The organism is Rhizobium sp. NPDC092011, assembly GCF_044756305.1.
GTDB lineage: Bacteria > Pseudomonadota > Alphaproteobacteria > Rhizobiales > Rhizobiaceae > Rhizobium.
On sequence record NZ_JBIVSO010000001.1, the window covers coordinates 158141 to 183623 of the forward strand.

General features: G+C 57.2%; 26 protein-coding genes and 1 pseudogene. 15 read left to right on the forward strand and 12 right to left on the reverse strand.

Annotated elements, in window-relative coordinates:
* The first annotated feature begins 682 nt into the window (after positions 1-682).
* From ACIQJ2_RS00885 to ACIQJ2_RS00920, 8 genes are all read left to right on the forward strand, one after another.
* On the forward strand, positions 683-2626 hold the full coding sequence (locus ACIQJ2_RS00885; protein WP_400666838.1) for a M23 family metallopeptidase: 1944 nt from the start codon (positions 683-685) through the stop codon (positions 2624-2626).
* 173 nt (positions 2627-2799) lie between these two features.
* Positions 2800-3195 (forward strand): hypothetical protein, encoded by a 396-nt coding sequence (locus ACIQJ2_RS00890; RefSeq protein ID WP_077470849.1) that lies wholly within the window; start codon positions 2800-2802, stop codon positions 3193-3195.
* A gap of 92 nt (positions 3196-3287) precedes the next feature.
* Entirely contained in the window at positions 3288-3515 is a 228-nt protein-coding gene (locus tag ACIQJ2_RS00895; RefSeq protein ID WP_400666521.1) for a hypothetical protein, read from the forward strand.
* A complete protein-coding gene (locus ACIQJ2_RS00900) occupies positions 3512-4960 on the forward strand; it encodes a TolC family protein (RefSeq protein ID WP_400666519.1) in 1449 nt (482 codons plus the stop codon). Before ACIQJ2_RS00895 ends, ACIQJ2_RS00900 begins: the two co-directional genes overlap by 4 nt.
* A 13-nt stretch (positions 4961-4973) precedes the next feature.
* Positions 4974-6320, forward strand: coding sequence for a multicopper oxidase family protein (locus tag ACIQJ2_RS00905; protein ID WP_400666517.1), 1347 nt, complete (start codon positions 4974-4976; stop codon positions 6318-6320).
* A 53-nt stretch (positions 6321-6373) separates the two neighbouring features.
* Positions 6374-6853 carry a plastocyanin/azurin family copper-binding protein gene (locus ACIQJ2_RS00910; RefSeq protein ID WP_400666515.1) on the forward strand — a complete coding sequence of 160 codons (480 nt, stop codon included), beginning with the start codon at positions 6374-6376 and terminating at the stop codon, positions 6851-6853.
* A 23-nt stretch (positions 6854-6876) separates the two neighbouring features.
* The gene (locus ACIQJ2_RS00915; protein WP_400666513.1) at positions 6877-7161 is read left to right on the forward strand and encodes a copper-binding protein; all 285 of its coding nucleotides are present in this window, start codon (positions 6877-6879) and stop codon (positions 7159-7161) included.
* A 75-nt stretch (positions 7162-7236) separates the two neighbouring features.
* Positions 7237-8535, forward strand: a complete 1299-nt coding sequence (locus ACIQJ2_RS00920; RefSeq protein WP_400666510.1) for an adenylate/guanylate cyclase domain-containing protein — start codon at positions 7237-7239, stop codon at positions 8533-8535.
* Positions 8536-9050: 515 nt separating this feature from the next.
* On the opposite strand, the gene ACIQJ2_RS00925 is transcribed toward ACIQJ2_RS00920, so the two are convergent.
* Both ACIQJ2_RS00925 and ACIQJ2_RS00930 read right to left on the reverse strand, forming a co-directional pair.
* Positions 9051-9431, reverse strand: a complete 381-nt coding sequence (locus tag ACIQJ2_RS00925; protein ID WP_400666508.1) for a hypothetical protein — start codon at positions 9429-9431, stop codon at positions 9051-9053.
* Positions 9432-9912: 481 nt separating this feature from the next.
* Positions 9913-10992: a hypothetical protein gene (locus ACIQJ2_RS00930; protein WP_400666506.1), complete on the reverse strand. Its 1080-nt coding sequence runs from the start codon at positions 10990-10992 to the stop codon at positions 9913-9915.
* Between the two features lie 110 nt (positions 10993-11102).
* Here ACIQJ2_RS00930 and ACIQJ2_RS00935 point away from each other — a divergent pair, with 110 nt between their 5' ends.
* The 4 genes from ACIQJ2_RS00935 (at position 11103) to ACIQJ2_RS00950 (ending at position 13295) form a co-directional block, all read left to right on the forward strand.
* Positions 11103-11393 carry a hypothetical protein gene (locus ACIQJ2_RS00935; protein WP_400666504.1) on the forward strand — a complete coding sequence of 97 codons (291 nt, stop codon included), beginning with the start codon at positions 11103-11105 and terminating at the stop codon, positions 11391-11393.
* A gap of 382 nt (positions 11394-11775) precedes the next feature.
* Positions 11776-12351, forward strand: a complete 576-nt coding sequence (locus tag ACIQJ2_RS00940; protein WP_400666502.1) for a Chromate resistance protein ChrB — start codon at positions 11776-11778, stop codon at positions 12349-12351.
* Positions 12352-12353: 2 nt separating this feature from the next.
* Positions 12354-12950: a cation transporter gene (locus ACIQJ2_RS00945; protein ID WP_400666500.1), complete on the forward strand. Its 597-nt coding sequence runs from the start codon at positions 12354-12356 to the stop codon at positions 12948-12950.
* A gap of 105 nt (positions 12951-13055) precedes the next feature.
* On the forward strand, positions 13056-13295 hold the full coding sequence (locus ACIQJ2_RS00950) for a hypothetical protein (protein ID WP_400666861.1): 240 nt from the start codon (positions 13056-13058) through the stop codon (positions 13293-13295).
* Positions 13296-13355: 60 nt separating this feature from the next.
* Here ACIQJ2_RS00950 and ACIQJ2_RS00955 read toward each other — a convergent pair.
* From ACIQJ2_RS00955 to ACIQJ2_RS00975, 5 genes and pseudogenes are all read right to left on the reverse strand, one after another.
* A pseudogene (locus ACIQJ2_RS00955) lies at positions 13356-13487 on the reverse strand (hypothetical protein); the annotation flags it as partial.
* Between the two features lie 116 nt (positions 13488-13603).
* On the reverse strand, positions 13604-13930 hold the full coding sequence (locus tag ACIQJ2_RS00960; RefSeq protein ID WP_400746412.1) for an acyltransferase family protein: 327 nt from the start codon (positions 13928-13930) through the stop codon (positions 13604-13606).
* Positions 13931-14085: 155 nt separating this feature from the next.
* Entirely contained in the window at positions 14086-14337 is a 252-nt protein-coding gene (locus tag ACIQJ2_RS00965; protein WP_400666496.1) for a DUF1289 domain-containing protein, read from the reverse strand.
* Positions 14338-14377: 40 nt separating this feature from the next.
* Complete coding sequence (locus ACIQJ2_RS00970; RefSeq protein WP_400666494.1) at positions 14378-15223, reverse strand: alpha/beta fold hydrolase; 846 nt, start codon at positions 15221-15223, stop codon at positions 14378-14380.
* Between the two features lie 8 nt (positions 15224-15231).
* Entirely contained in the window at positions 15232-15507 is a 276-nt protein-coding gene (locus ACIQJ2_RS00975; protein ID WP_400746415.1) for a metal/formaldehyde-sensitive transcriptional repressor, read from the reverse strand.
* A gap of 133 nt (positions 15508-15640) precedes the next feature.
* On the opposite strand from ACIQJ2_RS00975, the gene ACIQJ2_RS00980 reads away from it, so the two are divergent.
* Positions 15641-16798, forward strand: a complete 1158-nt coding sequence (locus tag ACIQJ2_RS00980; RefSeq protein ID WP_400666490.1) for a nickel/cobalt efflux transporter — start codon at positions 15641-15643, stop codon at positions 16796-16798.
* 117 nt (positions 16799-16915) lie between these two features.
* Here the strand turns inward: ACIQJ2_RS00980 and ACIQJ2_RS00985 are convergent, their stop codons facing one another.
* The 4 genes from ACIQJ2_RS00985 to ACIQJ2_RS01000 all read right to left on the reverse strand — a co-directional run bounded on the left by ACIQJ2_RS00985 (position 16916) and on the right by ACIQJ2_RS01000 (position 20967).
* Positions 16916-17191 (reverse strand): metal-sensing transcriptional repressor, encoded by a 276-nt coding sequence (locus ACIQJ2_RS00985; protein WP_400666488.1) that lies wholly within the window; start codon positions 17189-17191, stop codon positions 16916-16918.
* A 286-nt stretch (positions 17192-17477) separates the two neighbouring features.
* Positions 17478-18251, reverse strand: coding sequence for a hypothetical protein (locus tag ACIQJ2_RS00990; RefSeq protein ID WP_400666486.1), 774 nt, complete (start codon positions 18249-18251; stop codon positions 17478-17480).
* Positions 18252-18263: 12 nt separating this feature from the next.
* On the reverse strand, positions 18264-18890 hold the full coding sequence (locus ACIQJ2_RS00995; protein WP_400666836.1) for a HupE/UreJ family protein: 627 nt from the start codon (positions 18888-18890) through the stop codon (positions 18264-18266).
* 739 nt (positions 18891-19629) lie between these two features.
* A complete protein-coding gene (locus ACIQJ2_RS01000) occupies positions 19630-20967 on the reverse strand; it encodes a cation diffusion facilitator family transporter (RefSeq protein ID WP_400666483.1) in 1338 nt (445 codons plus the stop codon).
* A 703-nt stretch (positions 20968-21670) separates the two neighbouring features.
* Here ACIQJ2_RS01000 and ACIQJ2_RS01005 point away from each other — a divergent pair.
* Both ACIQJ2_RS01005 and ACIQJ2_RS01010 read left to right on the forward strand, forming a co-directional pair.
* The gene (locus ACIQJ2_RS01005; RefSeq protein ID WP_400666481.1) at positions 21671-23461 is read left to right on the forward strand and encodes a chloride channel protein; all 1791 of its coding nucleotides are present in this window, start codon (positions 21671-21673) and stop codon (positions 23459-23461) included.
* Positions 23462-24059: 598 nt separating this feature from the next.
* Complete coding sequence (locus tag ACIQJ2_RS01010; protein WP_400666479.1) at positions 24060-25118, forward strand: response regulator; 1059 nt, start codon at positions 24060-24062, stop codon at positions 25116-25118.
* Here ACIQJ2_RS01010 and ACIQJ2_RS01015 read toward each other — a convergent pair.
* A complete protein-coding gene (locus ACIQJ2_RS01015) occupies positions 25102-25416 on the reverse strand; it encodes a hypothetical protein (protein WP_400666477.1) in 315 nt (104 codons plus the stop codon). The genes ACIQJ2_RS01010 and ACIQJ2_RS01015 overlap by 17 nt on opposite strands.
* Positions 25417-25483 lie beyond the last annotated feature (67 nt).

The following is a 25483-nucleotide window of genomic DNA, read 5'->3' on the forward strand; positions in this document are numbered from 1 at the left end:
TAAAATCTTCGAATTTATGCCCGTAGAGACAATCTGATTTCGCTATCTCTCAGAAAACCGGATGGATAGTTGGACGCTCTCCTTTATCGAACGCGACATGAAATTGCTGGTCAGATTGATTTTTCTCATGTTGATCGCGGTAGCGACGTCGGCTCCGTGCGACGCCGCAATCGAGCATCAACAGCATGCGCGAGCCGAGACAATCGCCTCGTCGACGGAAAAATCCCTGACTGCCGATGTCCAATGGCAACGTGCCTCGCACGCACAAGATCATTCGGTTCAAGCCACGCCGCATTGCGACTCGGCAAAATTTCCAATCGCAAGCCTCGGCATATCTGTCAGACGGCGAACCGGAAAAGCCTATTTTGTCTTGTTATCGCCTGGCGGGAACGGCTTGGACGCCACTGTCGACGCGGAGCCGCCGCGCGTTTCGCTGTAAGAGTGATCTCACAGGACAGTCGGCGAAGCGGAATTGCGGCACCGCATCCATCGCAATTGTACATCCTCGTACTTTCCTGTGAGCCAAAGAGCCGAACTGTTCGCCAGTATGGCTTTCGCGTGCACCGATCTGCGCTGGCGGTCGACTTACTCCGCCCGGTCCGCCAGATCGATCCAATGTCATCCGCTCCGCTATCGCAAGTCGGGAAGCGTAGCACGACAGCCATGGACGGTCCTCACATTGATTGCCAACCACAGCCGCATTCTGCGTTCGCTGGGGACAACTCCCCCTATTTCGGCCGATGGTCGTCGACCTGTCGAAAGGCGAGAAGTCTCGATCCGCTGGCTTGTGGGCACGGTGTTGACCGGCTTTACAAGCAGCATCCTGATGGGATTGGCCCTCTTTGCGGCCATTCACAATTACTCCAGCCCGACGCTTCCGGTCGAAGCTTTGTCGCTACGGGGTCCCGCGCGCAGTGGATCACAAATGCAAATCGCAATCAAAGCAGGAAGAGTCTTAGAGACCACACTTATAACGAAGGTCGCAGATCGCACGATCATCGACGTACCGACGGTATCCCATGATCAGGACCGGCAGATTGTGAAGCGACAACCATTTGCGCATCTCCGCATGGAGCTGGCCACGAACCACCCGATCTCCACCGATTACCCCAAATTCGACCCTCTTTCGATTTTTGCCTCTAGCAACTCTTCGACCGAACGACACATCGATGGGGACATACTTTATGGTTCCGATGTCGAAACCCAGGTGACGTTTAAGACCACATCGTTTTCCAACCCTGCCTCCCTCGTCATGACTGCCTCGCTGTCCGAGGAGGAAGCGGAGGAAAATGTCCGCACAAACGGATCGTTGCTAGCCGGCAGCGCCGACAGCGTCACAAACCTTGCCTACATTGATCCGCGTCGTTTTGCGGACGCGGAAGATTTCGACTTTTCCGATCGGCCGACGGCGCGGATCTTGGAGGAGAATATGACCACTTCCTTACCGCAGCGGCTAAGTGCGACATCGTCGCAGTTCGCCGAGAACGTGGTTGCGATGACACACAGGAATGACGTGGCGGAGACGCTGAGAACCGCAGGATATGGAGAGGATGAATCCGACCAGGTGTCTGCAGCCTTCGACGGCTTTACCCATAGCACAGGAGATATCCTGCGTGTTGGCGTGCTGCAGACAGGAGCGCAAAAAATGATTGTCCGCGCCAGCCTCTATCGCGGACACCAACATCTCCTGACCGTCGCCCGCAACGACGCTGGGCTGTTCGTTCGAGGCAATGAGCCTGACACGAGCCTGGCGATGTCGGGCAGCTTGGACGACACGGGGCAGCCACCGGCTGACGGCGAGGAATTGACCAGCGTCTACGACGGAATTTACCGCGCATCGCTTTATTATGGCATGACGAAGGAAATGACGGGTTCTGTCGTAAAACTCCTGGCAAGCTCCATCGATTTTCAGGCGCAACTGAAACCCTCGGACACGCTGGAAACCTTCTTTTCTGTGAAAGATGCCGACGGGTCGGCGAGCGACGCCTCGACCTTGCTTTACATCGGAGCGCGGTTTGGAGACAGGACCATAAGGCGCTATCGCTTCGAGGACCCGACCGATCGTTCGATCGATTATTATGACGAACACGGGCAGAGCACCCGTCCCTTTCTGATCCGAAATCCCGTGCCGAACGGGGTGTTCACGTCCGGTTTCGGAATGCGAAGACATCCGATCCTGGGCTTCGCAAGAATGCACACCGGCGCTGACTGGGCAGCACCCAGCGGCACGCCTATCCTTTCGGCGGGTGACGGCGTCGTCGTCAAGGCAGGCTGGGATTCCGGTGGGTATGGCAATCAGACGCTAATCAGACATCCGAACGGATATGTCACTTCCTACAATCACCAAAGCGCCATCGCGAAGGGTGTGGTAACGGGCGCGAAGGTCGCGCAGGGCCAAGTCATCGGTTGGGTGGGAACAAGTGGAGAATCGACCGGTCCGCATCTACACTATGAGCTTATCGTCAACGGCACGAAAGTGGACCCGCTCAAGGTCCGCCTGCCGGGCGGCAAGGCGCTATCGGGCGATGCTCTTGCAAAATTCGAGACCGAACGTCAAAGGCTGGACGATCTGCTGGCCGGCAAGAAGGCGATGCAGGTGGCCGCCAATGAAAGGTCGGCGAATTGACCGATTGGCGCACGCGACGTGACGACGTCCGATGGAATCGAGCCAAGAATTCGCTGCGATTTCGCCAAACGATGATTTGCCGACTGCCGTCACATATTCGACGCGAATCACGTGGAGTTATATTGTCATTGAAACCGGCCGCTTTTGATTGTAGCTGGAGGGACATGGGCAATATGTATCGAATCGCACTGAGCAAAATGCTCTTTCTTGTGCGGCTGGTGATCGTCGTATCACTGGCGGGATACAATATGTCCTACGCCAGCGCTGCGATGCACGGCACGATCGTTCCCGATCTGGAGAAGAGCGTGTCGTCGCCAATGCAGCATGGCGAGCACGACGTCGCCCAAGCCTCTGATCGCGGTCACGCGCATAGCGGCGCTGCCGATAGCGACGATGACGACGCCAAGATCGTCAAGCAGGAATGCTGCAAGGATTTCTGCGGCGGCTTTGGCATTATGTGCGACGGCCATAATGTCGGCGGGCCTGTCGTGACCTCAGTCAGACAGTTCGTTGACGATCAACGAACCTTCGGCGAACTGCCGACCCTCGACCGTCCTCCGAATATCTAAGTGACAAAGCGCCCGGTTACTCGGGTTTAGTCGGCCGCGTGCCCGCTTTAGGGCGCGCGTGTCATAGCTGTCACTTATTCGGATTTTCATAGATGAGACCTTCCATATTCGTGGTGGGGCTGCCCCTGTTCGTGGGCGGCTGCACATCCACGCTTCCACCCGATGTCGTCGCATCATCGGATGTCGAACAGGCGCAATCTGCCGCTCCCATCCGATATAGCTCCCCTGTTTCAGGCTATGTCCCGCGCAAGCCGATTGATCCCAAACCGTGGCGCCAGCAGAATGATCGGCAGTCTCCGGCCAATGGAGACGCATCATGATCGCGATCAGAAAGCTTGCGGCAATTGCCGTATTTCCAGCGATCCTCGGCGGCTGCGTCAGCAGTGCCGAATATGCCAAGAAGGAAGCCGGCTTTGCTACCGTTTCCGCCACGGCCAAATCCGTGACTGCCAAGGACGCTGTCTGGATTCAAAATCAGCAGCAGGCGAAGGCGTTATCCGCACAGGTCAAGGCTCTCCTGTCTCGCAAGAAGACGCTGGATGTCGAAACCGCGGTCCAGATCGCACTCTTTAACAATAAGGGCCTTCAGGCTGCCTATGCGGATCTCGGCGACGGCGCGGCCGACGCATGGCAGACGACCATGCTGCTCAATCCGACCGTGTCCGTCGGCCTGAAAGGCATCGGCACGCCGGAGCTTGAAGCGTTCAGGACGATCGAAGGAGCGATCGCGACGAATATTCTCGCGCTCATCACCAAGAGACGTGACGTCGAACTTGCGGATACGCGTTTCCGGCAGGCGCAACTCAATGCAGCAATCCAGACCCTTCGGCTGGCTGCCGAAACGCGGCGTGCCTGGATCAACGTTGTCGCTACATATGAGAATGTCGGGCAATTGCAGCGCGCGCAAATCGCTGCCGACGCGGCCTCGGAACTGGCGGAGAAACTGGGTGAAACCGGGGCAATGGCGAAAGGCCCGCAGGCCCGCGAACATGCCTTTGTGGCCGAACTTGCCGCAGAAACAGCCAAGGCACGGTTGGCGGCAAGGCTCGCCAAGGAGGAGTTGACCCGGCTGATGGGGCTGTGGGGTTCGGATATGGAATATCAGATACCGAACAGCCTGCCACCGCTTCCCAAAACAATAGCCGACCGCGACACGATTGAGGCAGATGCCCTTGGCAATCGCATCGATCTCAGGGGCGCGAAGCTGGAGCTCGAGGCATCAGCTCGCTCCTACGGTCTGACGGAAGCGACCCGCTACGTCACTGATCTGGAACTCCTGACCGGCCTTGAAGCTGAGCGCAGCAGCGAGGACGGCCGCAAGAAGACCGAGTTTACCGGTTCGGCGGAGATTGGTTTTGCCATTCCCATCTTCGATAGCGGCAAGGCCCGGATGAGGAAGGCAGAGCTGGCTTACATGCGAGCGGCGAACAAGCTCGCGGAAAAGGCCGTGAATGTCCGCTCGGAAGCCAGATCGTCCTATCAGGCCTACCGTTCGAGCCTGGATATCGCGCGTCACTATCGCAACAATGTCGTGCCGCTACGTACCAGAGTCGAGAAGCAGTCGCTCCTGACCTACAACGGGATGATCACGAATACCTTCGAGCTGCTTACCGACACGCGCGAGAAGATCAACGCCATCCTGCTCTCCGTCAACGCCAAACGCGATTTCTGGCTCGCGGAGGCCAACCTTGTGCCCGCCATCTATGGCGGCGGATCGTCCTCGGCATCTGCGGAAACCGCCTCGGCCTCCGGCTCCGACGAGTAGAAAGGAAACTTCAATGTTCAACAGAAGACAATTATTCGGAGCTGGGGCGGCATTGCTCGCGGCCGGCGCCTGGACCAAAACCTCCGCTATGGGATTGCCCGACGCACCCTCCATGGCTTCGGCTGATATGCAGCCGCCCGTCCATCCGGTTTCGGGGCCGGACTATCAGCCCGTCGTCACCCTGAACGGCTGGACGTTGCCGCACCGCATGAACAACGGCGTCAAGGAGTTCCATCTTGTCGCCGAGCCCGTCGAGCGTGAGATGGCCAACGGCATGACGGCCTATCTCTGGGGCTACAACGGCCAGTCGCCGGGTCCGACGATCGAAGCGGTCGAGGGTGATCGTGTGCGTATCTTCGTCACCAACAGACTACCGGAACACACCACCGTCCACTGGCACGGCATGATCCTCCCGTCGGGCATGGATGGCGTCGGCGGCCTGACGCAGCCGCATATCCCGGTCGGCAAGACCTTCGTCTACGAGTTCGATCTCGTGAAATCTGGCACCTTCATGTACCACCCGCATTCGGACGAGATGGTGCAGATGGCCATGGGCATGATGGGCTTCTTCGTCATCCATCCGAAGGATCCGAAGTTCATGCGGGTCGATCGCGACTTCGTCTTCCTCCTCAACGCCTACGACATCGATCCCGGCTCCTACGTGCCACGCGTCATGGAAATGACCGATTTCAACATATGGTGCTGGAACAGCCGCGTTTTCCCGGACATCACCCCGCTTGTCGTCTCGAAGAACGACCGCGTGCGCGTACGCGTCGGCAACCTGACGATGACCAACCATCCGATCCACATGCATGGCTACGACTTCGAGGTGACCTGCACGGATGGCGGATGGGTTCGGCCGGAAGCACGCTGGCCGGAGGTCAGCATCGACATACCCGTGGGCGCCATGCGGGCCTACGAATTCGATGCGAAATATGCGGGAGACTGGGCAATCCACTGCCACAAGTCGCACCATACGATGAACGCCATGGGACACGACATTCCGACGTTCATCGGTGCCGACAAATCAAAGCTCGCCGCGAAAATCCGAAAGCTTCAACCGGAATACATGCCAATGGGCACCAAGGGCATGGCTGATATGGGCGCAATGGAAATGCCCATACCCGAGAACACTGTCCCCATGATGACCGGCTGGGGTCCGCACGGCCCCATCGAGATGGGAGGCATGTTCTCGGTCGTGAAGGTCCGCGAAGGTATCTCCGCGGGCGACTACTCCGATCCGGGTTGGTACGAAAACCCGCCCGGAACGCAGGCTTGGGAATGGACCGGCGAACTGCCGGACCAGACCAGAGCGAAAGACGCCAAGACCCAGATTACCCCGAAGCCAACCAACGGATGACGGCCGGATATTCCCCAACCACACCAGATATTTCCAACCACAAAGGATCTCAAATGAAGAATCTCGCAATCGCAATCATGCTCGCAGCGCTCGCCGGCCCCGCTTTCGCATCCGGAAGCCATGCCGGGGGCCATGACGAAAAGCTCGCCGTCGGTGAACCTGGTGACAAGACCAAGGCGACGCAGACAATCCGTGTGACCATGAAGGAAACCGAAGACGGCCAAATGCTGTTCGCTCCAGCGGTCTTCAACGTTCGCAAGGGACAGACGGTCAAAATCTCCATCAAGAACGCTGGCACCGTCGACCACGAATTCGTGCTCGACCAGGAGGACAAGATCCTCGAGCACAAGGCAGTGATGGAGAAGTTCCCGGAAATGGAGCACGCCGACCCGAACGCAATCAGATTGGCGGCGGGTCAATCCGGTGAGATCGTCTGGAAGTTCACGAAAGACGGCCAGTTCAAATTCGCCTGCCTCGTTCCCGGTCACTACGACGCCGGCATGCACGGCGACGTCACGGTCGCAGCTAAGTAACTCCCAATCCCAGGAGCCAAAAAATGAATAGCGCAATCAAGATCACCCTTGCCGCTACGCTGTCTTTCATCTCGGCATTTGACGCGTTCGCCCAGGAGTTCACCAAGGGCGTGGTCAACAAGGTCGACAACAAGGCCCAGAAGGTCACCGTCAAGCATGAAGAGCTGAAGAACCTCGACATGCCCGCCATGACGATGGTGTTCCGGGTCGAGGATGCTGCCCTTCTCGAAAAGCTGAAGCAGGGCTCAAACATCGAGTTCGTCGCCGAGCGGGTGAACGGCAAGCTCACGATCACGCAGGTGAAATAACGCCTCCAGGCCGGGCTCTCACGGTGCCCGGCCACGCCTGGTTTCAGTTGAATCTCATATCTCAGAACCAAGACAATGAACCAGAAATCACCGCTTGGAGATAGCGATTCCGTCCGCGAGCTTCGATCCGCCTCGCTGCGATTCGTTGCCCTTTCAATCTTATTCGCCAGCCTGGTCTTCGGCGACAGCCAATCCAGTTTCGCGATCCACATGACGGTGAGCCTTGCCTATCTGGGCATCAGCGTCGCTTCGGTCATCGTTGCCGCACATTTTCCGAACCGGGAAAGCGTGAAAGCAGCATTTGTCGCCCTCGACGCCGTCCTGGTGGTGGTGGTTCTTTACGAGCACATCCTAGCCAGCCCGATCACCGACAACCACAACCTTACGACGTCGAGCCTCGTCGTTGCCTTCATCCTCCTCAATCACATCGCGCTCAAGCTCGATCGCCGTCTTATCATTCTGTTCTCTACTATCGTGGTTACGTCCTGGTTGATGATGCTGGCGATCATGGCATATCGGCACCATACTAGTGCGAACGGCTCTCTGCTGAGCAATTTCTTCAGTCAGGACCTGATACTAACGATCAGCTTCGGCTTTACGGCGCTGGCGGTCTATCTGTTGGCACTCGACCATGATCGCACGCGCAAGCATGCGCTGAAGATCGAAGAGCGGCGGATGAACCTATCGCGTTTCTTCTCGCCGACCATCGTCTCCGATCTTCAGGATGCAAGTGCTGTGCTCGACCTCGAGCGCCGAAATGCAGCGATCATGTTCGTCGACATCAGAGACTTCACCAGCTATTCGGAGACTGCCGACGCGCGGGAATTTGCCCGTGTCCTTGCGGAATATCGCCGGATTGTAGCGGGCACTGTGTTCGCCCACGGCGGCACGGTGGACAAATTCATCGGCGACGGGGTGATGGCCGTATTTGGTCAACCAAAGCCACAGCCTGACGACGCTCACCGCGCGCTGGCATGCGCCGTGGAGTTGGCCGCTGCACTCGATCGATGGCGCCTTGCAAATATTGAGCAAGGCGGCCCACCTCTGGAGACAGGCATCGGTCTTCACTATGGCACGGTTATCGGCGGCGTCCTTGAAAGCGGCTTCCATGATGAATTCACCGTTATCGGCGACGCTGTGAATGTTGCCCAAAGACTGGAATCGGTCGCGAAGAAGCTCCGGTCGCCACTGGTGATTTCAACAGCAATGATGGATCAAGTTCCAGGCGCTCAGTATGGCAAGCGGTGGCTTCAAAAAGACAATGTAAAGCTCGAAGGGCGCAAGGAACTCATCGACATCGCCTATCTGAGCGGACCGACAATGACCCCACGGGTGTCAAATCGCCATCTGGATGGCGAATATCCGGTTCTGTAAGTGGCCGCTGCCGATGAACTGACGCCGCTCAATCAGGAAACCGGAGGAGCACAGACCGACTCCCATAGGTCTTCCTTCCAGTCGGAACCGCGAGCCCCCCTTGCAGGGATATAAGCGACGCCACCGATCAAAATCCTGCTGGGAAGGCACTTTACCCGCGCGCCATGGTTAGTTGCATCGATGAACTTAATAGCGCCGGCCGCGTCGGTTTCCATCAATCCGATGGTCACATCGTAATCGTAACCACCGCCCGATGACGCATGCAGTGACGTCACGGTCAGGTTTACCGTAACGTCACCAGGAAAACGAGAAGTGTGAAAAGGCAATCTCTCGGCAGCGAGGACTGAAGAGAAACACAGAGAGATAGCGGTTATCGCCAAAGAAATAGCTCGACCCCGCATTTACCCCTCCCAAGACAAGTGAGGTGTTTACGTTACCATATTTCGTTGCTCCGCGTAATCACGCCGCTTCGCGGCCAGACATTCTATCGGGCCATTACAGGCCGTCCTGCCAAATTATTGCCGTTGCCAATAGGACTGCATCTTACCTTCTTGGGCAAGAAGATTGGTTTGCGTGGTTCTTAGATGGATGAAGCAATCCGCCAATGACAATGCTCGCAATTCCCGGGGTTGAGTCGCCTGCATCTTCGTCACCATTCGTTCGACGGCGTGAAAGGCTATGTCCGTCGGCATGCCGCTCAGCCGTAAACTGTTTTCGGCCGTCACGCGGGCGTCTCGATAATCCGACAAGCCGATCAGTGTTCGGCACCGATAAGCGGTTTCCATGTGGCTGTAAGCGGCCGCCACCAATCCACGATAGATGCCGTCATATTGGTCGGCCGCCGCTGGGGTCGTCAAACAGAGCGACATTCCCCAGACAAATAAGAACCGCTTCATCCGTCCCCCTAGTTAGAAAGTCACCGACTGCGAATCAAAAGCGGTATGATTGTGGCCAAGAGATGGAAGCTAAGCTTGGGAGGCTGGCCACGATCTTGGAAGCCCGGTGGCGAAGCGAAAAAGCAAGGCAATGTGCCTTCATTGGGAAAAAGACAGAGATGATTGGCGCCGTCCGACGACTCCGTCGTCTTGCCTTGGCGACCTGGAATATGGGCTTCCGTGTTGCCAAACGATGGTCGCCAAGCAACAGCGTTACTTCATGCCCTCCCGGACTGCGACGGGCCTGTATTGGACGGTATTCTTTGACAGCCACCGTTGCTGCCGTTTCCGATACAGAACTAAGGATGGTGAAACCGAAGCGGCGGTGCGCGCGTACGCACCAAGAGTTGTTGCAGTTGCAGCAAGTATCACAACGCGCATTATGTTATCGCTTTCAAGTGTGAACGGTCAAAAGATCGTAGCGTGCGTACCGACAAATTCGCTATTGCTTGCCATCAAAGGGATCGGCCAAAGCGGCGGTTGGCCGACTGACCGGATATTTGATGCTTGAGACTTTCTCCGCGAGCTTGATGTTGCCATTCTGCTTCAGAAGAGCACGGAAACTGGGGTGCATCCCGCCGTCCTGATAGGCCAGCGGCTTGAGGATCTTCTCCGCCAACTGCTGGTATTTCTGATTGTCGGCCTGCATTTTCGCGACAACCGCCGGATCGGCTAGGTCGACCCGCTCCGGGCACGTGTCGAGGGGACTACCGGGGTCGGGGTCTTTGAACTGAGCATCGAAAACGTATTTTCGGCTGCAAGCTCCGACTTTAGGCTCGCGACGTCGAACCTCGAAAACGTCATAGCCTTCCTTCAGGTTTTTCCAGAAAGGAAGATTCGGATCATCGCGATGCGCGGCGAGATTTTCGGGAGTCATGCGGAAGGGGTAAGCCTGTACCTGAAACGCAGGCTGGCCTGCTTTCAGCGCTTTCTCCACCACGGCATAAATTTCGCCGACGCCCTGATCCGTGACCGCAAAACATCCGGACGAGGAACATGCTCCATGTACCATCAAAGCTTCCCCTGTGTAGCCTAGAGCAGCCTCCAGCCGATTAGGGTAGCCGAGATTGAAGGAGAGGTAGAATTCCGATTTGGGATTAAGGCCGGCGAGCGATACCCTGTAAAAGCCTTCCGGCGCTTGCCGGTCACCGGTCTTCGTCTTTGGCCCGAGCTTTCCCGACCAGCGACACATCGGGTAGATCTTGAGCAATGCGTATTTCCCGCTGCCGTCGATTTTCCAGACCTCTAGTTCGCTCTCCATCTTGAAAATACGGACAAGGACCGGGCTATCCGGCGTCATGCCTTTCGCTTGTATCGCAGCTAGTAGCCTCGGTGGTATCTCACGAGATGCTTCCCCGAGATCATCGAGCGACATTTGCACGCAGCCGCCCAAGAAAGTGACGATACAAAGCAGCGCGAACCGGTAGACGCTGCGGCATGTGATATTTTGCCAATTGAAGACGCTCGCCAAAACGCGCGAGCCAATAGTCACGGCTGCGAAATTAGACCCATGCAAGGCCATGCGGTTCCCCTTAATCTGAATTTCAAGCAGTAAGAAAGTCAGATCCGGGAAATGGGTGGGCGTTGCTCGACAGGTCTAATTTTATCCGAGAGGGTGTCGGACGCCGGCTGATGGAACCTAGTACCACCGGGATCCTGGGCTGTGAGCTGAGAGGTTTGAACAATGATGCCGCATTGTTGGCAATGCGATCCGGCAATGTACCGGCTGTCGAGGCGATGATGGGTTTCCGAAGAGTTAACCAGCCCGGCTTCAGCAGCCTGATCGATGTGCTCGTGCTCGAAGACGACCGCAGCACAAGGGCCATCGAATGCCCCCAGCAACATAATCGCAACGAGAATTTTGATCAGGATTCGCATCGGCCCAATTTGTCAGCGGAACATATCCGCGATTCGATGATTTGATCATGATAAAATTTGCGTTCTGGGTCAACGAAGTGAAAATCGGATCAGTCTTGTCATTGCAATAATGACAGACCTCAGCCTGACCGCACTTTTACAGAGGGCCAAAGCTGCTCCTGCGAATATGGGATGAATCAGCGGCGCTTATAGCTTTTGCATACCTTCATCATCCGTGAATCACGAAGCCAGCGCTTCTGACTGCAGCCGAAACGGCGTGCTGCAGATTGCCTTTCCTCACAACAATCGCGACTTGACAACTCGCTGATCTCATCTGCTCGTAGCTCGCCTGAATAGCCCGCTAAGGGGGGAGCGGTACCTCATTCATGGCGCAGCTCAAAGAGCCGTTACGATTGAGGTAAAACAATCGTTACATTATTAAAATGCCATGATTGAGATGTCATGGCTACTGCTGACCTATAAAGTCCCGTCAGACCCTGCAACAAAGCGGGTTGCTCTTTGGCGCAAGATCAAGGGCATGGGGGCCGTCTATGTGCAGAACGGCGTCTGCATGCTGCCCAAGACGGATGAACATCTCCGCCGCTTCAAGATGCTCGAGAACGATATTGTTGGGATGGGCGGAGAGGCCGTCATTCTGGAGACTGCCGCTGCCGACCTCGGTCAGCAAGAAAAGGTAATTGCCCGTTTCAAGGCCGATCGTGACGAGCATTATCATGAATTCCTTGAGCGTTGCGGTGACTTCGAAAAGGAGATCGCCAAGGAAACGGCGATCGGGAAATTCTCCTATGCGGAACTTGAAGAGAATGATGCCGATTTGAAGAAACTGCAGGGGTGGCTCGAAAAGATCGCGAAACTCGACTTTTACGGTGCCGCTCTCGCACCGGAGTCCCAAGAGCGGCTGAAAGATTGCGAGACTTTGCTGGACACCTTCGCCAAGCGGGTGTTCGAGGCGCACGAGGAGACACGCAGCAGCACCTCCAAGCCACCAGAACCAAAGGACTGACGATGACCGTGTTCATGGGGCAAGGTCTGAAGCGGATCGTCATCTATGTGGCGCTCCTCAATCTCGGTTATTTCGGGATCGAGTTCCTGGTGGCACTTTCGATCGGTTCGGTCTCCCTGTTCGCCGACAGTGTCGATTTCCTGGAAGACGCCTCCATCAATCTCCTGATCGCCATCGCACTTGGCTGGAGCGCATATAATCGCGCCCGTGTCGGAATGGCGCTCGCCGGCATCCTGCTGGTGCCGGGTATCGCAACCATCTGGACCGCGTGGCAGAAGTTCATGATCCCTGTTGCGCCAGACCCGCTGTCATTGGCGCTGACAGGCCTTGGCGCACTCGTCGTCAACTTCTCGTGCGCGCTGATGCTCACGCGCTACCGCCATCACAGCGGCAGTCTGACGCGCGCCGCATTTCTTTCCGCTCGCAACGATGCGTTTGCGAACATCGCCATCATAGCCGCGGGCCTTGTGACCGCCTTCGTCTGGCGTTCCGCTTGGCCCGACCTCGTTGTCGGCATCGCCATTGCCGCGATGAATGCGGATGCGGCACGCGAGGTGTGGAGTGCCGCTCGTAACGAGCACCGAATCGCTCAACGATAGGATGGCTTTCACGCTCATGTTTCGCGCGCTCCATGCGCCTCGGACAGGTGAACCGATAAAACCAGAAATCCAAAAGCCGGCCGCTTGTCCTTCAGGGAGGTTCAGATGCTCAGGGCCATAGCAATGCTCGTCAAAAAAGTCTGGCCGTTCCTCCTGGCAGGAGTGCTCACTGCTCTGATGATCATCGTCTACAAAATGGGCGAGTTAGTTGAGAGGCATCACCCCAAGCTGATGGAGAACGTCCACTATGCGATCGCAGCCATCATCCTGTTTGTTTCGTTCTATTTCATCGTTTTGCTTATCCAGACCGTCTGGACGACAGTACATGATGACGACGATCAGTAACCGGTGCAAAACGTCGGGCTCCGACCAGGACAGCGTCCACGTACTGGCCGCGAACGATACGGACAACAACCCTGTCAAGATCAGCGCTGCACACCGTCGCGCAAATCGGTTGACGGCCAGCAGCAGCAAGGGAAACAGGATATAGAACTGCTCTTCGACAGCAAGTGACCAGGTATGTAGCAGCGGCTTCATCTGGGCGCCGATGTCGAAGTAACCACTTTCCTTCTCGAACTGGAATTCGATGTGAACAAAGCTTCGGCCTTATGGCTGCGCGCGAAATACGCAAATTCGGTCGGCATCAGGACAAATCACGCAGCGACCGAAGATGCAGCCAGGACCACAAACAATGCTGGGAATATCCGCCGGATGCGGGGCTCATAAAACCGTACGAGATTGAATTCGCCTTGCGCGATTTCGCTGGAGATCAGCGACGCCATCAAGAAGCCTGAGATGACGAAAAATACGTCGACACCGACAAACCCGCCACTGAAACCGGGGATGCCAGCGTGATAGAGAACGACCGCAGTGACCGCAACCGCGCGCAGGCCATCGATATCCCGGCGACAGGCGAGACTTTCATTTGACCCACTGTGAGCGGACACAGGAGAAAAAGAATGCCTCAGGGTGAGATTCAAAAATTATTCTCCCACTATTGTGGTCACGCGTCTAACATTTCTAAAGCGGTAATGGTCTAGGTCCAGCAAACCCGAAAAAATTACGTCAGCCGTCCCATATCCTCGACTGACCCGGAACACTGCCCCTGGCGCTTGACCGACAGCGTCCGTGAGCTTTATCGAGAGCCCCTTCTCTGTTCCTCTCGTTCTGACGTTCGAGCCATCTGAGCCGGTTTTTCCTTCCCAGCTTGAGCGCGTTGCCTCGTTTTCTCCACCCGCTGTTTGAGTTCCTTTGCGAGCGCGGTTCGGTGATACGGTGACAACTTCCGCCAGTCTTTGATTTCCAGGACCGTTCGGCCACAGCCTAGGCACCACTTGTTGCGCGGATCGAACTGGCAGATATCTGTGCAGGGTGAATCTAACTTCATTTTCAAAATCGTTCTTTAATCCGCAATGTGGCTCAGAGATTCATGCCGGAGGGTCGCTCCGCAGGTTCGCGTTGATGAAACACATGACCACTCCGGCGACGCTGCTTGCAAATTCCTCATGCAGCGCAAGTTTGCCCTTTTCCAGAATGACCGCCGTTACGTCCTGAAACATCGACATCAGCTCCATCTCGAGCCGGGAGCGGCGGGGTGTTTCGGCGCCGTAGACGATCAGAACCGGGCAAACAATCCGGCTGAGATCCTCTAAAAAGGAATCGCGGTCGGCATAGCGGTCGAGGCTGCCGGTGACGAAACGAACCGAACTGTGGCGCGCTCCTTCACCCTTGGTCACGGCGATCTTGGATTGAAACCGGGCGTCAGTCAGCCAGGCCGCATCGCTGTAAACGTGTTCAAGGGCCATTTTGCGAATGACCCATTGGCTCACGTTCAAACGGTAAAGAAGCGGCCCGACAACTTTGTTGTCGAGAGCTCCAACGATGTGCCTGAACCAACCTTTTCTGCCGCCCATCATCGTTGGTAACGGTCCACGCCAGGTCGGTGCGACCAGGATCAAACATACCACACCTCCAGGTCGTTGCGCCAACTCATGCACAGTATAGGCGGCGGCATGACCTGCCGCGATGATGGCAGCCGGACTTTGCCGCCGAAGGCTGTCGCGAAGGAAATCGGACAAAATCTCGGTCGTCCAGTCGATTTGCGCGCGCGGATTCGTTCCAAATCCCGGCCAATCGAGCGTTTCCGTAATGAATTCATTATCAAGCTGCCAGGCCAAAGGCTGCATTTCCTCTCGAGTGGAAATCGAGCTTAGGGCGGGCAGGAGCAAAACCCGCAATCTGTTTCCCGAGTCCTCATGGTCTGCCAACAGCATGATCTCTCCTATTTCATATAGGCGCGCAGGACGTCGATCAGTTCGGCAGCTCCCTCGTCACGCTCTTTCTGCGTCAGCCCTTCGGCCGCGACGTGCATCCGGATGTGATCTTCGATCACCTCGCCCATCAGTCCGTTCACCGCACCGCGCACGCCGGCAATCACCTGCATGACCTCCGAGCAGCCCTTCTCATCTTCGAGCATCCGTTCGACGCCATCCATCTGCCCGCGAATGCGGCGAACACGGTTAACCAGCTTCTGCTTCTCGCGAACGCTGTGGGACATGCGGATGCTCCTCACGGACAATGGACGTTTGAACGTCTTGCCTAGCACATGAAGCCACAAAAATTCAAAGTTGACAACGAATAATATACCCCCCTATTCTATAGGCGAGACTGAACCCCGGAAAGCTCCACATATGACGTCCTTCACTGACCTACTTCAGCAAGGAACAGCCCACGCCTGGCTGTTTATCCCAACTGCCATTCTCCTCGGCGCTCTGCACGGTCTGGAACCTGGCCACTCGAAAACCATGATGGCGGCGTTCATCGTTGCAATTCGTGGTACCGTTTGGCAGGCGATCCTCCTCGGTTTGGCGGCGGCCCTGTCGCACACGCTCGTCGTTTGGGTGGTGGCGCTCGGCGGTCAGTACCTCGGCCAAGGCATGAATGCCGAAACGTCAGAGCCATATTTCCAACTCGCCTCGGCGGTGATCGTGATTGGGATTGCGCTGTGGATGTTGTGGCGAACTTGGCGCGAGTCCAGACTGGAAGCTGCACATCATCACCGTCATGACCATCACCACGATCACGGCGACGAGGTCCGTAAAATCGACACCGGTCATGGTATCATGGCACTCGAAGTGTTTGAGGATGGTGTGCCGCCGCGCTTCCGCGTCCGCTTCGAAACCGGCCATGGCTGGCACGCGAATGATGTGACGGTCGTGACCGAACGCGCAGGCGGCGCCAAGCAGGCGTTCACTTTTGCTGACAACGGCGGATTTCTCGAAAGTCGAGAAGAGATTCCAGAGCCGCACGAGTTCAACGCCCGAGTGAGCCTCGGCCATGGCGACCATACTCACGACTACGATGTATCCTACAGCGAAGACGGACACCATCACGACGGCCTAATCGTCGGCGACGATGACGAGTATATGGACGCGCACGCCCGAGCGCATGCCAACGACATCGCGCGTCGTTTCAAGAACCAGAACGTCACGACGTGGCAGATCATTCTGTTCGGCGTCACGGGCGGGCTCATTCCGTGCCCCGCCGCCATCACCGTCCTGCTATTGTGCCTTCAGCTCAAGCAACTTTCGCTGGGCGCGGTCCTGGTGATCTGCTTCAGCATCGGCTTGGCCGTAACGATGGTGTCGGCTGGTGTCCTCGCTTCCTTGAGCGTCCGCCATGTACAGAAGCGTTGGTCCGGGTTCAGTACCTTCGCCCGGCGCGCTCCCTATGCGTCTGGCGTGCTCATGCTGCTGATCGCGCTTTATATGGGATACTCTGGCATGGTCGGCCTGACGCGGGGCCACGCACCGGAAGCCGCCTCAATCACCGCAACGCCCGGCGCATGATGCCGACGCGCCGGTCATAAATTCGCGCGGCCGGCGCGCGCTGATCTATGCGTGGACATCGTCATGTACGACCATCGCCACGAACACTCCAAAAAAGCCGGCAGATCGGTCAAATGCTCAGAGGTACCTGGCAATGGTCTTGAATTCGTCGATGGCCTGCCGCTTGTCCAGTGAAAGCGCTCCGACGGTTTCCTCGAGGCAATGATCGAGATGGTCCTGGATGAGTGTCCGCTTCGCGTTGACGATCGCCTTCTCGACGGCGGATAACTGCTGGGCGATGTCAAGGCATTGTTTGCCGTTCTCGATCATGGCGATGACGCTCTTCAGATGTCCATGAGCGCGTTTGAGCCGCTTGACGATATCTGGATGGGTGGCATGTGTATGTTCTGTCATGGCTTCCTGTATCCCCCCAGAGAGGATGACTGTCAATACCGGCGGCTTCGCGACGGACGTCTTACTGAGGCGACTGCCGGAACCTGGGCAGGCCGTCCAGCCGTTGCCGTTTCGCCTGCACAAGACCGATGGTCATGGCGTTGAGGCGGGATGCCGTCTGCACCGACAAAGCAGCCCTGATCACCCGATTTTGCGACCGTCGACATCGCCACACCCGCCGGTTCGGCGCGGAGCCATTTGACCCGCGCCGAAGCCTGATGGCTTGCCTGCCAGGCAGGTCAGCCCTTCACAGTGCGGGACGTTTCATCTCGGTGTACGCACCATTTGTCCGCAACGTCAAAGTCACTGGTTCGCTCGTGCGGTTACGCCAGAACCAGCCATGGGTCCCGTCGAACTCGGCTTTTAACACACCCCCGTCGCCAGCCACCCCGCGGCCCTTGTCGTAGCTGATGGTGCGGCCTGCACCTTCGCCATGGGTGTCGAAATTTACGACGCTACCGCTGGCCGACCAGGAATAGCGAGCCTCCGCCCCGCCCACCATCACCAGCTTGACTTCCTTGCCCTCGCCGGGTTTGAGCAACAGAGTTATCTCGTCGTTCTTCTCTTCTGGCGCGACGGCAGCAGCCACCCTGGCATTTGCCGTCTCGGCCGACTGTTCGACAACTGGATCTGCGCCTGCCGTCGTGACCGTCGCCTCGGGTATGCTCGCCATCGTTGACGATGCCAGGCGAATCGGATCGTTGAGCAGGCGTTCGACCTGCTCGAGCCGTGCCTCGATCCGATCGAGCTGGACGCTGGAGGGAGATACGGGAACGGCAGGCGCCGCCTGCGCGACGGCTACCTTGTCTCCAGCCGCCTCCGAGGCGAGCTGCATCTTAATCCGTCCCATTTCGGCCAGGCCGACCATGCCGCCCAGTCCGGTGGGATCGATGCCATATTCGGACGGAAGCACGACCGTCGCCAGAAGAACGCCGGCGCATGCGGCCGCAATGAAGGTGGAACGCTTGAGCCTGGCTGCAGTCGGCAACTCGGCGCGGGTTGGAAAGTCGGTATTGTACATCGATTTGAATCCTTAGGGAGTAACGACGAGACCGGTGAGCTGATAGCCGACGAGCACGAAGCCGGCGGCCATCATAACGACGTTGGCCGCGTAGGTATGGCGCCAGAAGCTCTTGGTTTTGCGCCAGTAGCCCATGGCGATGAGAATGGTGCCGAGCGCCAGAAGCTGGCCGATCTCCACGCCGACATTGAAGGCGAGAAGGTTGGGCACCAGTCCATCGGGAGAGATTCCATACTGGATGATCTTGGTGGACAGGCCGAAGCCATGGAAGAAGCCGAAGATCAGCGTGGCAGCCTTGGTATTGGGCTGAAATCCCAGCCAGCGCTGTAACGCCCCCATGTTGTCAAGCGCCTTGTAGGCGACCGATAGGCCGATGATGGCATCGATGATGTAGCTGTTGACGCCTATGTTGAAATAGACACCGAGCAGCATGGTTGTAGAATGGCCGATTGCGAACAGGCTGACATAGATGCCGATGTGCTTCATCTGGTAGAGAAAGAAGATCACACCGAGCAGGAACAGGATATGGTCGTATCCGGTCACCATGTGCTTGGCGCCCAGATAGATGAAGGGGATGATGTTCGCCCCGGTGATTTCCTGGATATAGCCCTTGTCGCCCTCGGCGACGCCGTGAGCCATGGCCGAATCGAAAAAGGCCAGCGATAGCAGGAGAAGCAGCCATAGGAAGAACCGTCGCGGAAGGAAAATCTTCCGCACGCTTCCTGTGTTCGGAGGTATGTGCATGATTGATCCGTCGTTCTGAAGATAGCGTGTCCCCGCAGGGACGGCGACGACGGTCAAACGCGGGGAGGACGTTCCAATCTTACATTGCTGTCGGCAACACGGGAAATCGAAGGGGCACGTACCCAGCTCTGGCGAACGGTCGGCATCGGGAGCGAAAACACCGGGATATTCGTTGGCGTTTCATGGGTATGATCGGCTGGATTGTGGCCATGCGAATGCGACGCGTACGAAAACCCGTCGCCGCCGTGCTCATGATCCGCAGCCTCAGCGTCCGAGATTGCCAGATCCGCTACTTCCGTGCCTGAAGGGCCGAGCGGACCATGCGAGCGCGCCATCCCGATCAAAGCGAACACCAGCGCAAGCGCAAGCGCGAGCGCCAGGCAATATCGAAATGCGGAGCTGAGGGCGTTTCCCATGGTTGAGAAATAGCGGCTTTCTGGTTAACGAAATGTTGCACGGGAGATGCGGGCACTGATGTCATGACTGCAAAAAGGCAATTCCGAACAGAGCCCGAAATTGCCTGCGCGCCAGAAGCATAGGAGATCGCAGCGCCGGTTCGGACCCGATCCACAGCCTGCGCAGTAGCGCACTTGACTGGCGGACGAGGGGTCGCTTTCCTGAAACTCAGACGATTTCAATGATGATGCCCGTCCGGCTCCTCCATCCGGAACGGAAGGACTTCGACCTTGTCACCTGCCTTCAAAACGAGTTCGGCATCGAACTCGTGCGGTTCGGCCGGGGCTTCAGAGTTCTGCATTGCATGATGATCAGTCGCAGACGGCGACAGCGGCAGCGTTTCGATGACACCGTCCGGTCGTTTGACGTTCACGATCGCCTGGAGGCCGTGAGCATGGCTGGCGATCGACAGCCGCATCCGCTCCCCATCCGGGGTATCTATGATCTCCAGAAGCCCGGTCGCCAGCGCGGAGTTGACCGCGAACGGTTCGGGGGCATGGTGATGTCCATGATCGCCGCGATTGGCGGCCAAGGTTGAAGCTCCTGCCGTATCGAACTGGATCGTCGCGCTACCGAGCGGTGCAAGATGGGCATGCAGTTCCTCGCGAAGGGCAAGCGCGATGCCGTTCGCCTCAGCGACCGTCTTGTCGTTCTCGACTGCGATCGTGACATCAGCGTGCAGCTTGTGGCCAAGCCAGCGAGCCTTGACATCGGTGATCTTCGCGATGCCCGGTATATGTTCAGCTGCGTGACGGACTTCATCAGCAACGCCCAACTCGATACCGTCGAGGCTCCGAGTGATGACGGCACGAGCGGACTGCCAGACGATGCCGAAGATCGCGATCGTAATCAGAAGCCCGATGACCGGGTCGGCAAGCGGGAAACCCAGGTAGACGCCGATCGCGCCCAGAACGACGGCCAAGCTCGTAAGACCATCGGTTCTGGCGTGATAACCATCGGCGATTAGGGCGGCACTGTTCATCTCACGGCCGATCTTGATGCGGAAGATCGCCACGATTTCGTTTCCGAGGAAGCCGATAATGCCCGCTGCGGCAACCCAGCCAAGCTGTGTGATCGGCTGCGGGTGGATGAGACGGTTGACGGCCTCATAGCCCGCGACAATCGCGCTGAACAGGATGATGAGGACGATCAACATCCCCGCCAGATCCTCGACGCGCCCAAGCCCGTAGTTGAACCTGGCTGTCGCCGGTCGCCGCACCAGCACGAAGGCAATCCAGAGCGGAATGGCTGTGGTCGCGTCCCCAACGTTATGAATTGTGTCGGCCAGCAGCGCCACCGAGCCGGATATGAAGACAACGATCAACTGCAGGATAGCCGTGATCGCCAGGATGAGGAAAGACCATTTGATGGCCCAAATGCCCCGTTCCGAAGTTGCAATGTTCGGATCGACAACCCCGTGAGTATGGCCGTGCCCACCTGCATCGCCATGGGAATGACCAGCGGCATGGTGGTCATGCGCACCGAAACCCAGCCAATCCTTAATCGTCGTGAACATAAAAACCTCGCTGCAATCCATTCTCCGGCCACGTTGGTTCGGAGATCAATGCGTTGCTGATTTCCTATCCCCCTGGAGGGGATATGGTCAAGTCCATTCTGAAGATTGAGGTCGAAACAAAAGCTGTTTCAAATCGCACGCGGCCGCTATTAGCCAAAGACGGCTACGGCAGATTTCATTGCGATGCCGCAGTCGAGGCTTCAGCGCATTTGGCCGCCTGTAGCAGCACGGAATATCTGGAGTGGCCGCGGCTTGGGAGGCACTCCTGACCAAAGGATTTCCTTGATTATTGCCCGGCGGAACCTGTCCAAAGGAGCCAGAGTGAAGACAGTGCAGAGCAAGTCGGCTTCAGCAGTGCTGCCGCATTCGCGCGCGCTTACTTCCGCAGATTCGAACACTGACCGTCTCGAAAGGCTGGTAGCCTGTTGCATCCATCCGGCCGATCTGCGATGGGCAGGCAGTGCAACTCACACCTTCCGCTAATCGGAAACCGAAGCGGATGCTGTGTCTGCCGGAAAATACCTAGGCGGCGCACTTCCCGATAACCGCGGAGCGTAGCGCCGAGGTCCGAACGATCCCGCGTTTGAGCGCAGGATGCTTGAAACTTCCATTGGAACGCTGGAAAACTCTGACTTTGCTTTCAGTTCCCGACCGATTATGTGGTAAGAAGAACCAATTTGCGGAATTTGCCACACAGCATCTCATGAACAATCCGTTTAAGTCCTTCAGCTCACCAATAAATCGTAAGAGTTGGAATTTCGGTCGACTGCGTGCCTTGGCTCGTGTTCACGAGTTGGGCTTGATCTTCGCCGGCGCTTTCGTCGGCGTCACCTCTGGTTGTGTTGTCACAGCGATGAGCCTCACCTCTCGTGCCATGCACACGCTGATCTATCGGGTTTCCGGCGACGGCCGGCTAAGCGGTGCTGCAGCCGACGACAAGTCGCTGCTGCTGCTCGCCCCGATCGCTGGTGGCATCCTGCTCGGCCTCATGATCTTCACTATGTCCCGCGCCCGCAAGAAGCCGATGGTCGACCCGATCGAAGCAAATGCACTGCATGGCGGCCGTATGCATTTGACCGACAGCATCCTTGTCGCTGTACAGAACCTGATCTCGAATGGATTCGGCGCCTCCGTCGGGCTTGAGGCAGGCTACACGCAGCTCGCAGCTGGGATCGCCTCGAAGTTCGGCTACAAGATGCAGATGCGCCGCGCGGATCTGCGCATGCTCGTCGGCTGTGGTGCTGCCGGCGCCATCGCCGCGGCCTTCAACGCACCGTTGACCGGCGCCTTTTACGCCTTTGAGCTGATCATCGGCACCTATTCCATTCTGACCCTGACGCCGGTCGTCGTCTCCGCCCTGCTATCGACGATGATCGCGAGATTGCTTGCAGGCGACGACTTCGCCATCGATATCGGTCATTTTGGCGCGGTCGTGCCGGCTGATTATCTTCCAGCTGTATTGCTCGGCGCCTTTTGCGCCGGCATCGGCATCCTGATCATGCAGGGCGTTGCCTGGGTCGAGGAACTGGCGCGCAAAAGCTCCATCGCGCCGCCGTTCCGCCCGGCGCTCGGCGGTCTGTTCGTTGGCTTGCTGGCACTGATCTCGCCTCAGGTCCTGTCGTCCGGCCACGGCGCTCTGCATCTCAATCTGTCCACGGACGTGACCCTGTGGGCGCTGGTGAGCCTTTTCGTTTTGAAGTCCCTTGCATCGGCGGTGTCAATCGGCTCCGGCTTCAGAGGCGGCTTGTTCTTCGCATCTCTGTTCATGGGCGCGCTGCTCGGCAAGATCTTTGCCTATTGCGCGCCCTATTTCGATCACGCGACGCTGACGCCGGTCGTCTATGCAGTGGTCGGCATGAGTTCGCTTGCCGTTTCGATTATCGGCGGACCATTGACGATGACGTTCCTGGCCCTGGAAATCACCGGCGACTTTCCGATCACCGCGCTGGTGCTGGCTGCCGTCATTACCTCGTCGCTCGTCGTGCGCACGACCTTCGGCTACTCCTTCGCCACATGGCGCTTCCATCTGCGCGGCGAAAGCATTCGCAGCGCGCATGACGTCGGCTGGATCCGCAATCTCACGGTCGAACGCATGATGCGCCCCGACGTGCATACGGCGGATGTCGGAATGAGCATCGAGGAATTCCGCAAGACCTTTCCGATCGGCTCGGCGCAACGCGTCATTCTGATTGACGACAAAGAAAAATATTCCGGCATGGTGCTGGTGCCGGATGTCTATGCGAGCCCGGTCGAGAAGGATGACGAGGAACACGGCCTTTCCGACTTCATCCGCCACCGCAGCGAATTCCTGCAGCCGCAGATGAATGCCAAGCAGGCGGCAGCAATGTTTGAGCAAACCAAGAGCGAAGCGCTCGTGGTAGTCGATGACCCCTTGGAGCGCCGAGCAATTGGCCTGCTGACCGAGAGCTATACGCTGCGCCGCTACAGCGAAGAACTCGACCGCCGTCGCCGCGAGGTCTCCGGCGAGTTCTGATCGGGCCTGCTTCGAAAGCTCTTGAACCATCAATCAAACTGCTCTCGATTAATTCATCGATAGTCTCGTGTCGCCGTTTCCTACCTCACGTCGGAAGCAAGAGTTTAGACCACCCGATCTCGGGCCGCACCGTTCACAACACTAATCCCGCCCGCTCCGGCTCAGGGTCTCAGACCACATCGGGTTGAGCCGCCACTCGCACTGTCGCGCCGACTCATATTGACTTCCGCATACAAGACGAACGACGGCACCCGAAAAATCCAAACTTTCGCGGCTCAATGGCCGGCGTCAACGCTCCCCTGTCAACGCTTCAAGTTAATCCCTCGAATCGCAATCGGCTGAAGGGACTTTGCTGACTACGGCTTATCGCCAAAGTTATGAAGCTGGCTAACCGAATGGTCCGAAACACAATTTCCAAGGACAGAGTATTGCCGATCCTCCTTCGGCTCGGCAGCTTCATACAGCCTAGCCCTGGCTGCTTCGCGCCCCTCGAACTAAGACTTTGATTACTTTAGCGTGCCATAATTCAAGCTGTAGCGCAGATGCATGTCAGCAAGGAGCTGCATGTATCACGCAAGTCCGCAAGGTGGGGGTAGACGTGCGAATACTATCGATCGAGGATGATGCGAACCTGAGAAATGCCTTGCGAGACAATATCGCCGCGGCAGGCTGGGACATCGACTGGGTGATCGATCTCCAGGCGGCAGTACATGCAATTGATACGACCTCCTATTCGTTGATCATTCTCGATTCTGACTTGCCTAACGACTGCGGGCTGGATTTGCTTAAGCGTTTGCAATCCCGGTTACCCCCGATACCTGCGATCATTATCTCCACCCCCGGCGATCATGTCGCCGACAGGCAGAAGAGCCGTCAGCTCGGAGCGGTTGAGTATCTGGTCAAGCCCTTCGGCCTTGACGAACTGACCACCCTCATCGGGACCGTCCTCGGCGCCAACTGTCCATCAGCCGCAGCGACTGCTCTTGCGAACCATCCGACGGATGCGATTGGTACTGCTCTCCCGCCATCGGAATATCCCGTTGTCACAACGACGACAAAGGCGAACACGAGATGGCATTGGCTGCGATCAAGCAAGGCGAAACTGGCTGGCCTCCTAGCCGCCATGCTTGCGGCACCAGCCGCGGCGTTCGGCATCTATCTGGCCGTGCTGCATTGGGACGGTAATTTTCATGTCGTCATCCCCGGCGAACTCTATCGCTCCGCTCAACTGTCGCCGACGCAGCTCGAGACTTACGTGCGCGAGAACGGCATTCGCTCGATCGTCAATCTACGCGGTGCGAACAGTAAACATGATTGGTACAATCAGGAGATCAAAACAGCTCAGCGCCTGGGCATCGAGCATATCGACTTCAAAATGTCGGCGCGAAGGATAATGACGCCCGACAGGGCCGATCAACTGGTCGATATCCTACGCTCGGCACCAAAGCCTATCCTCATACACTGTCAGGCAGGCGCGGACAGAAGCGGTCTTGTCGCCGTTATATACAGTCAGGAAATTGCTGGCATGGATGCAAAAGCGGCCGCGCGCCAGCTTTCCATCGCTTATGGCCATATAGGAATCCCCTATCTGTCGAAAACATATGCGATGGACGAAAGCTTGCAGACATTGCAGAAGCATTTCAGCCAATATGATTGATAGATTCTTGTATTGTAGGAAGGATTATTTTCCAAAATTGTGACCCCGCATTGTTCAGCTCCACATTCCTTGAGCCCATTTTTCTGTTTACTGCGAACCATGACCAATCCGCATCAAGCAAAGTGCCATAGGGTTTCTCAACTGTTTTGATGTGTCCTCGCGAAATAAAAATCAGAGTGAAAACGACGTGGAATTCAACTCTGGATTTCATAGAGATGTGAAACCAATCGATAATGTGAGCCGTTGGCGGCATCGCCTGCGGCGTCCATTTGAGGATTTCGGCGCGGTCCGAAATCATGGTAGCTCTTCCGTTTGGTGAGACCTAGCGCTCCGTTCTCTCAGTGCAATTTGACCATCCAGCCGCT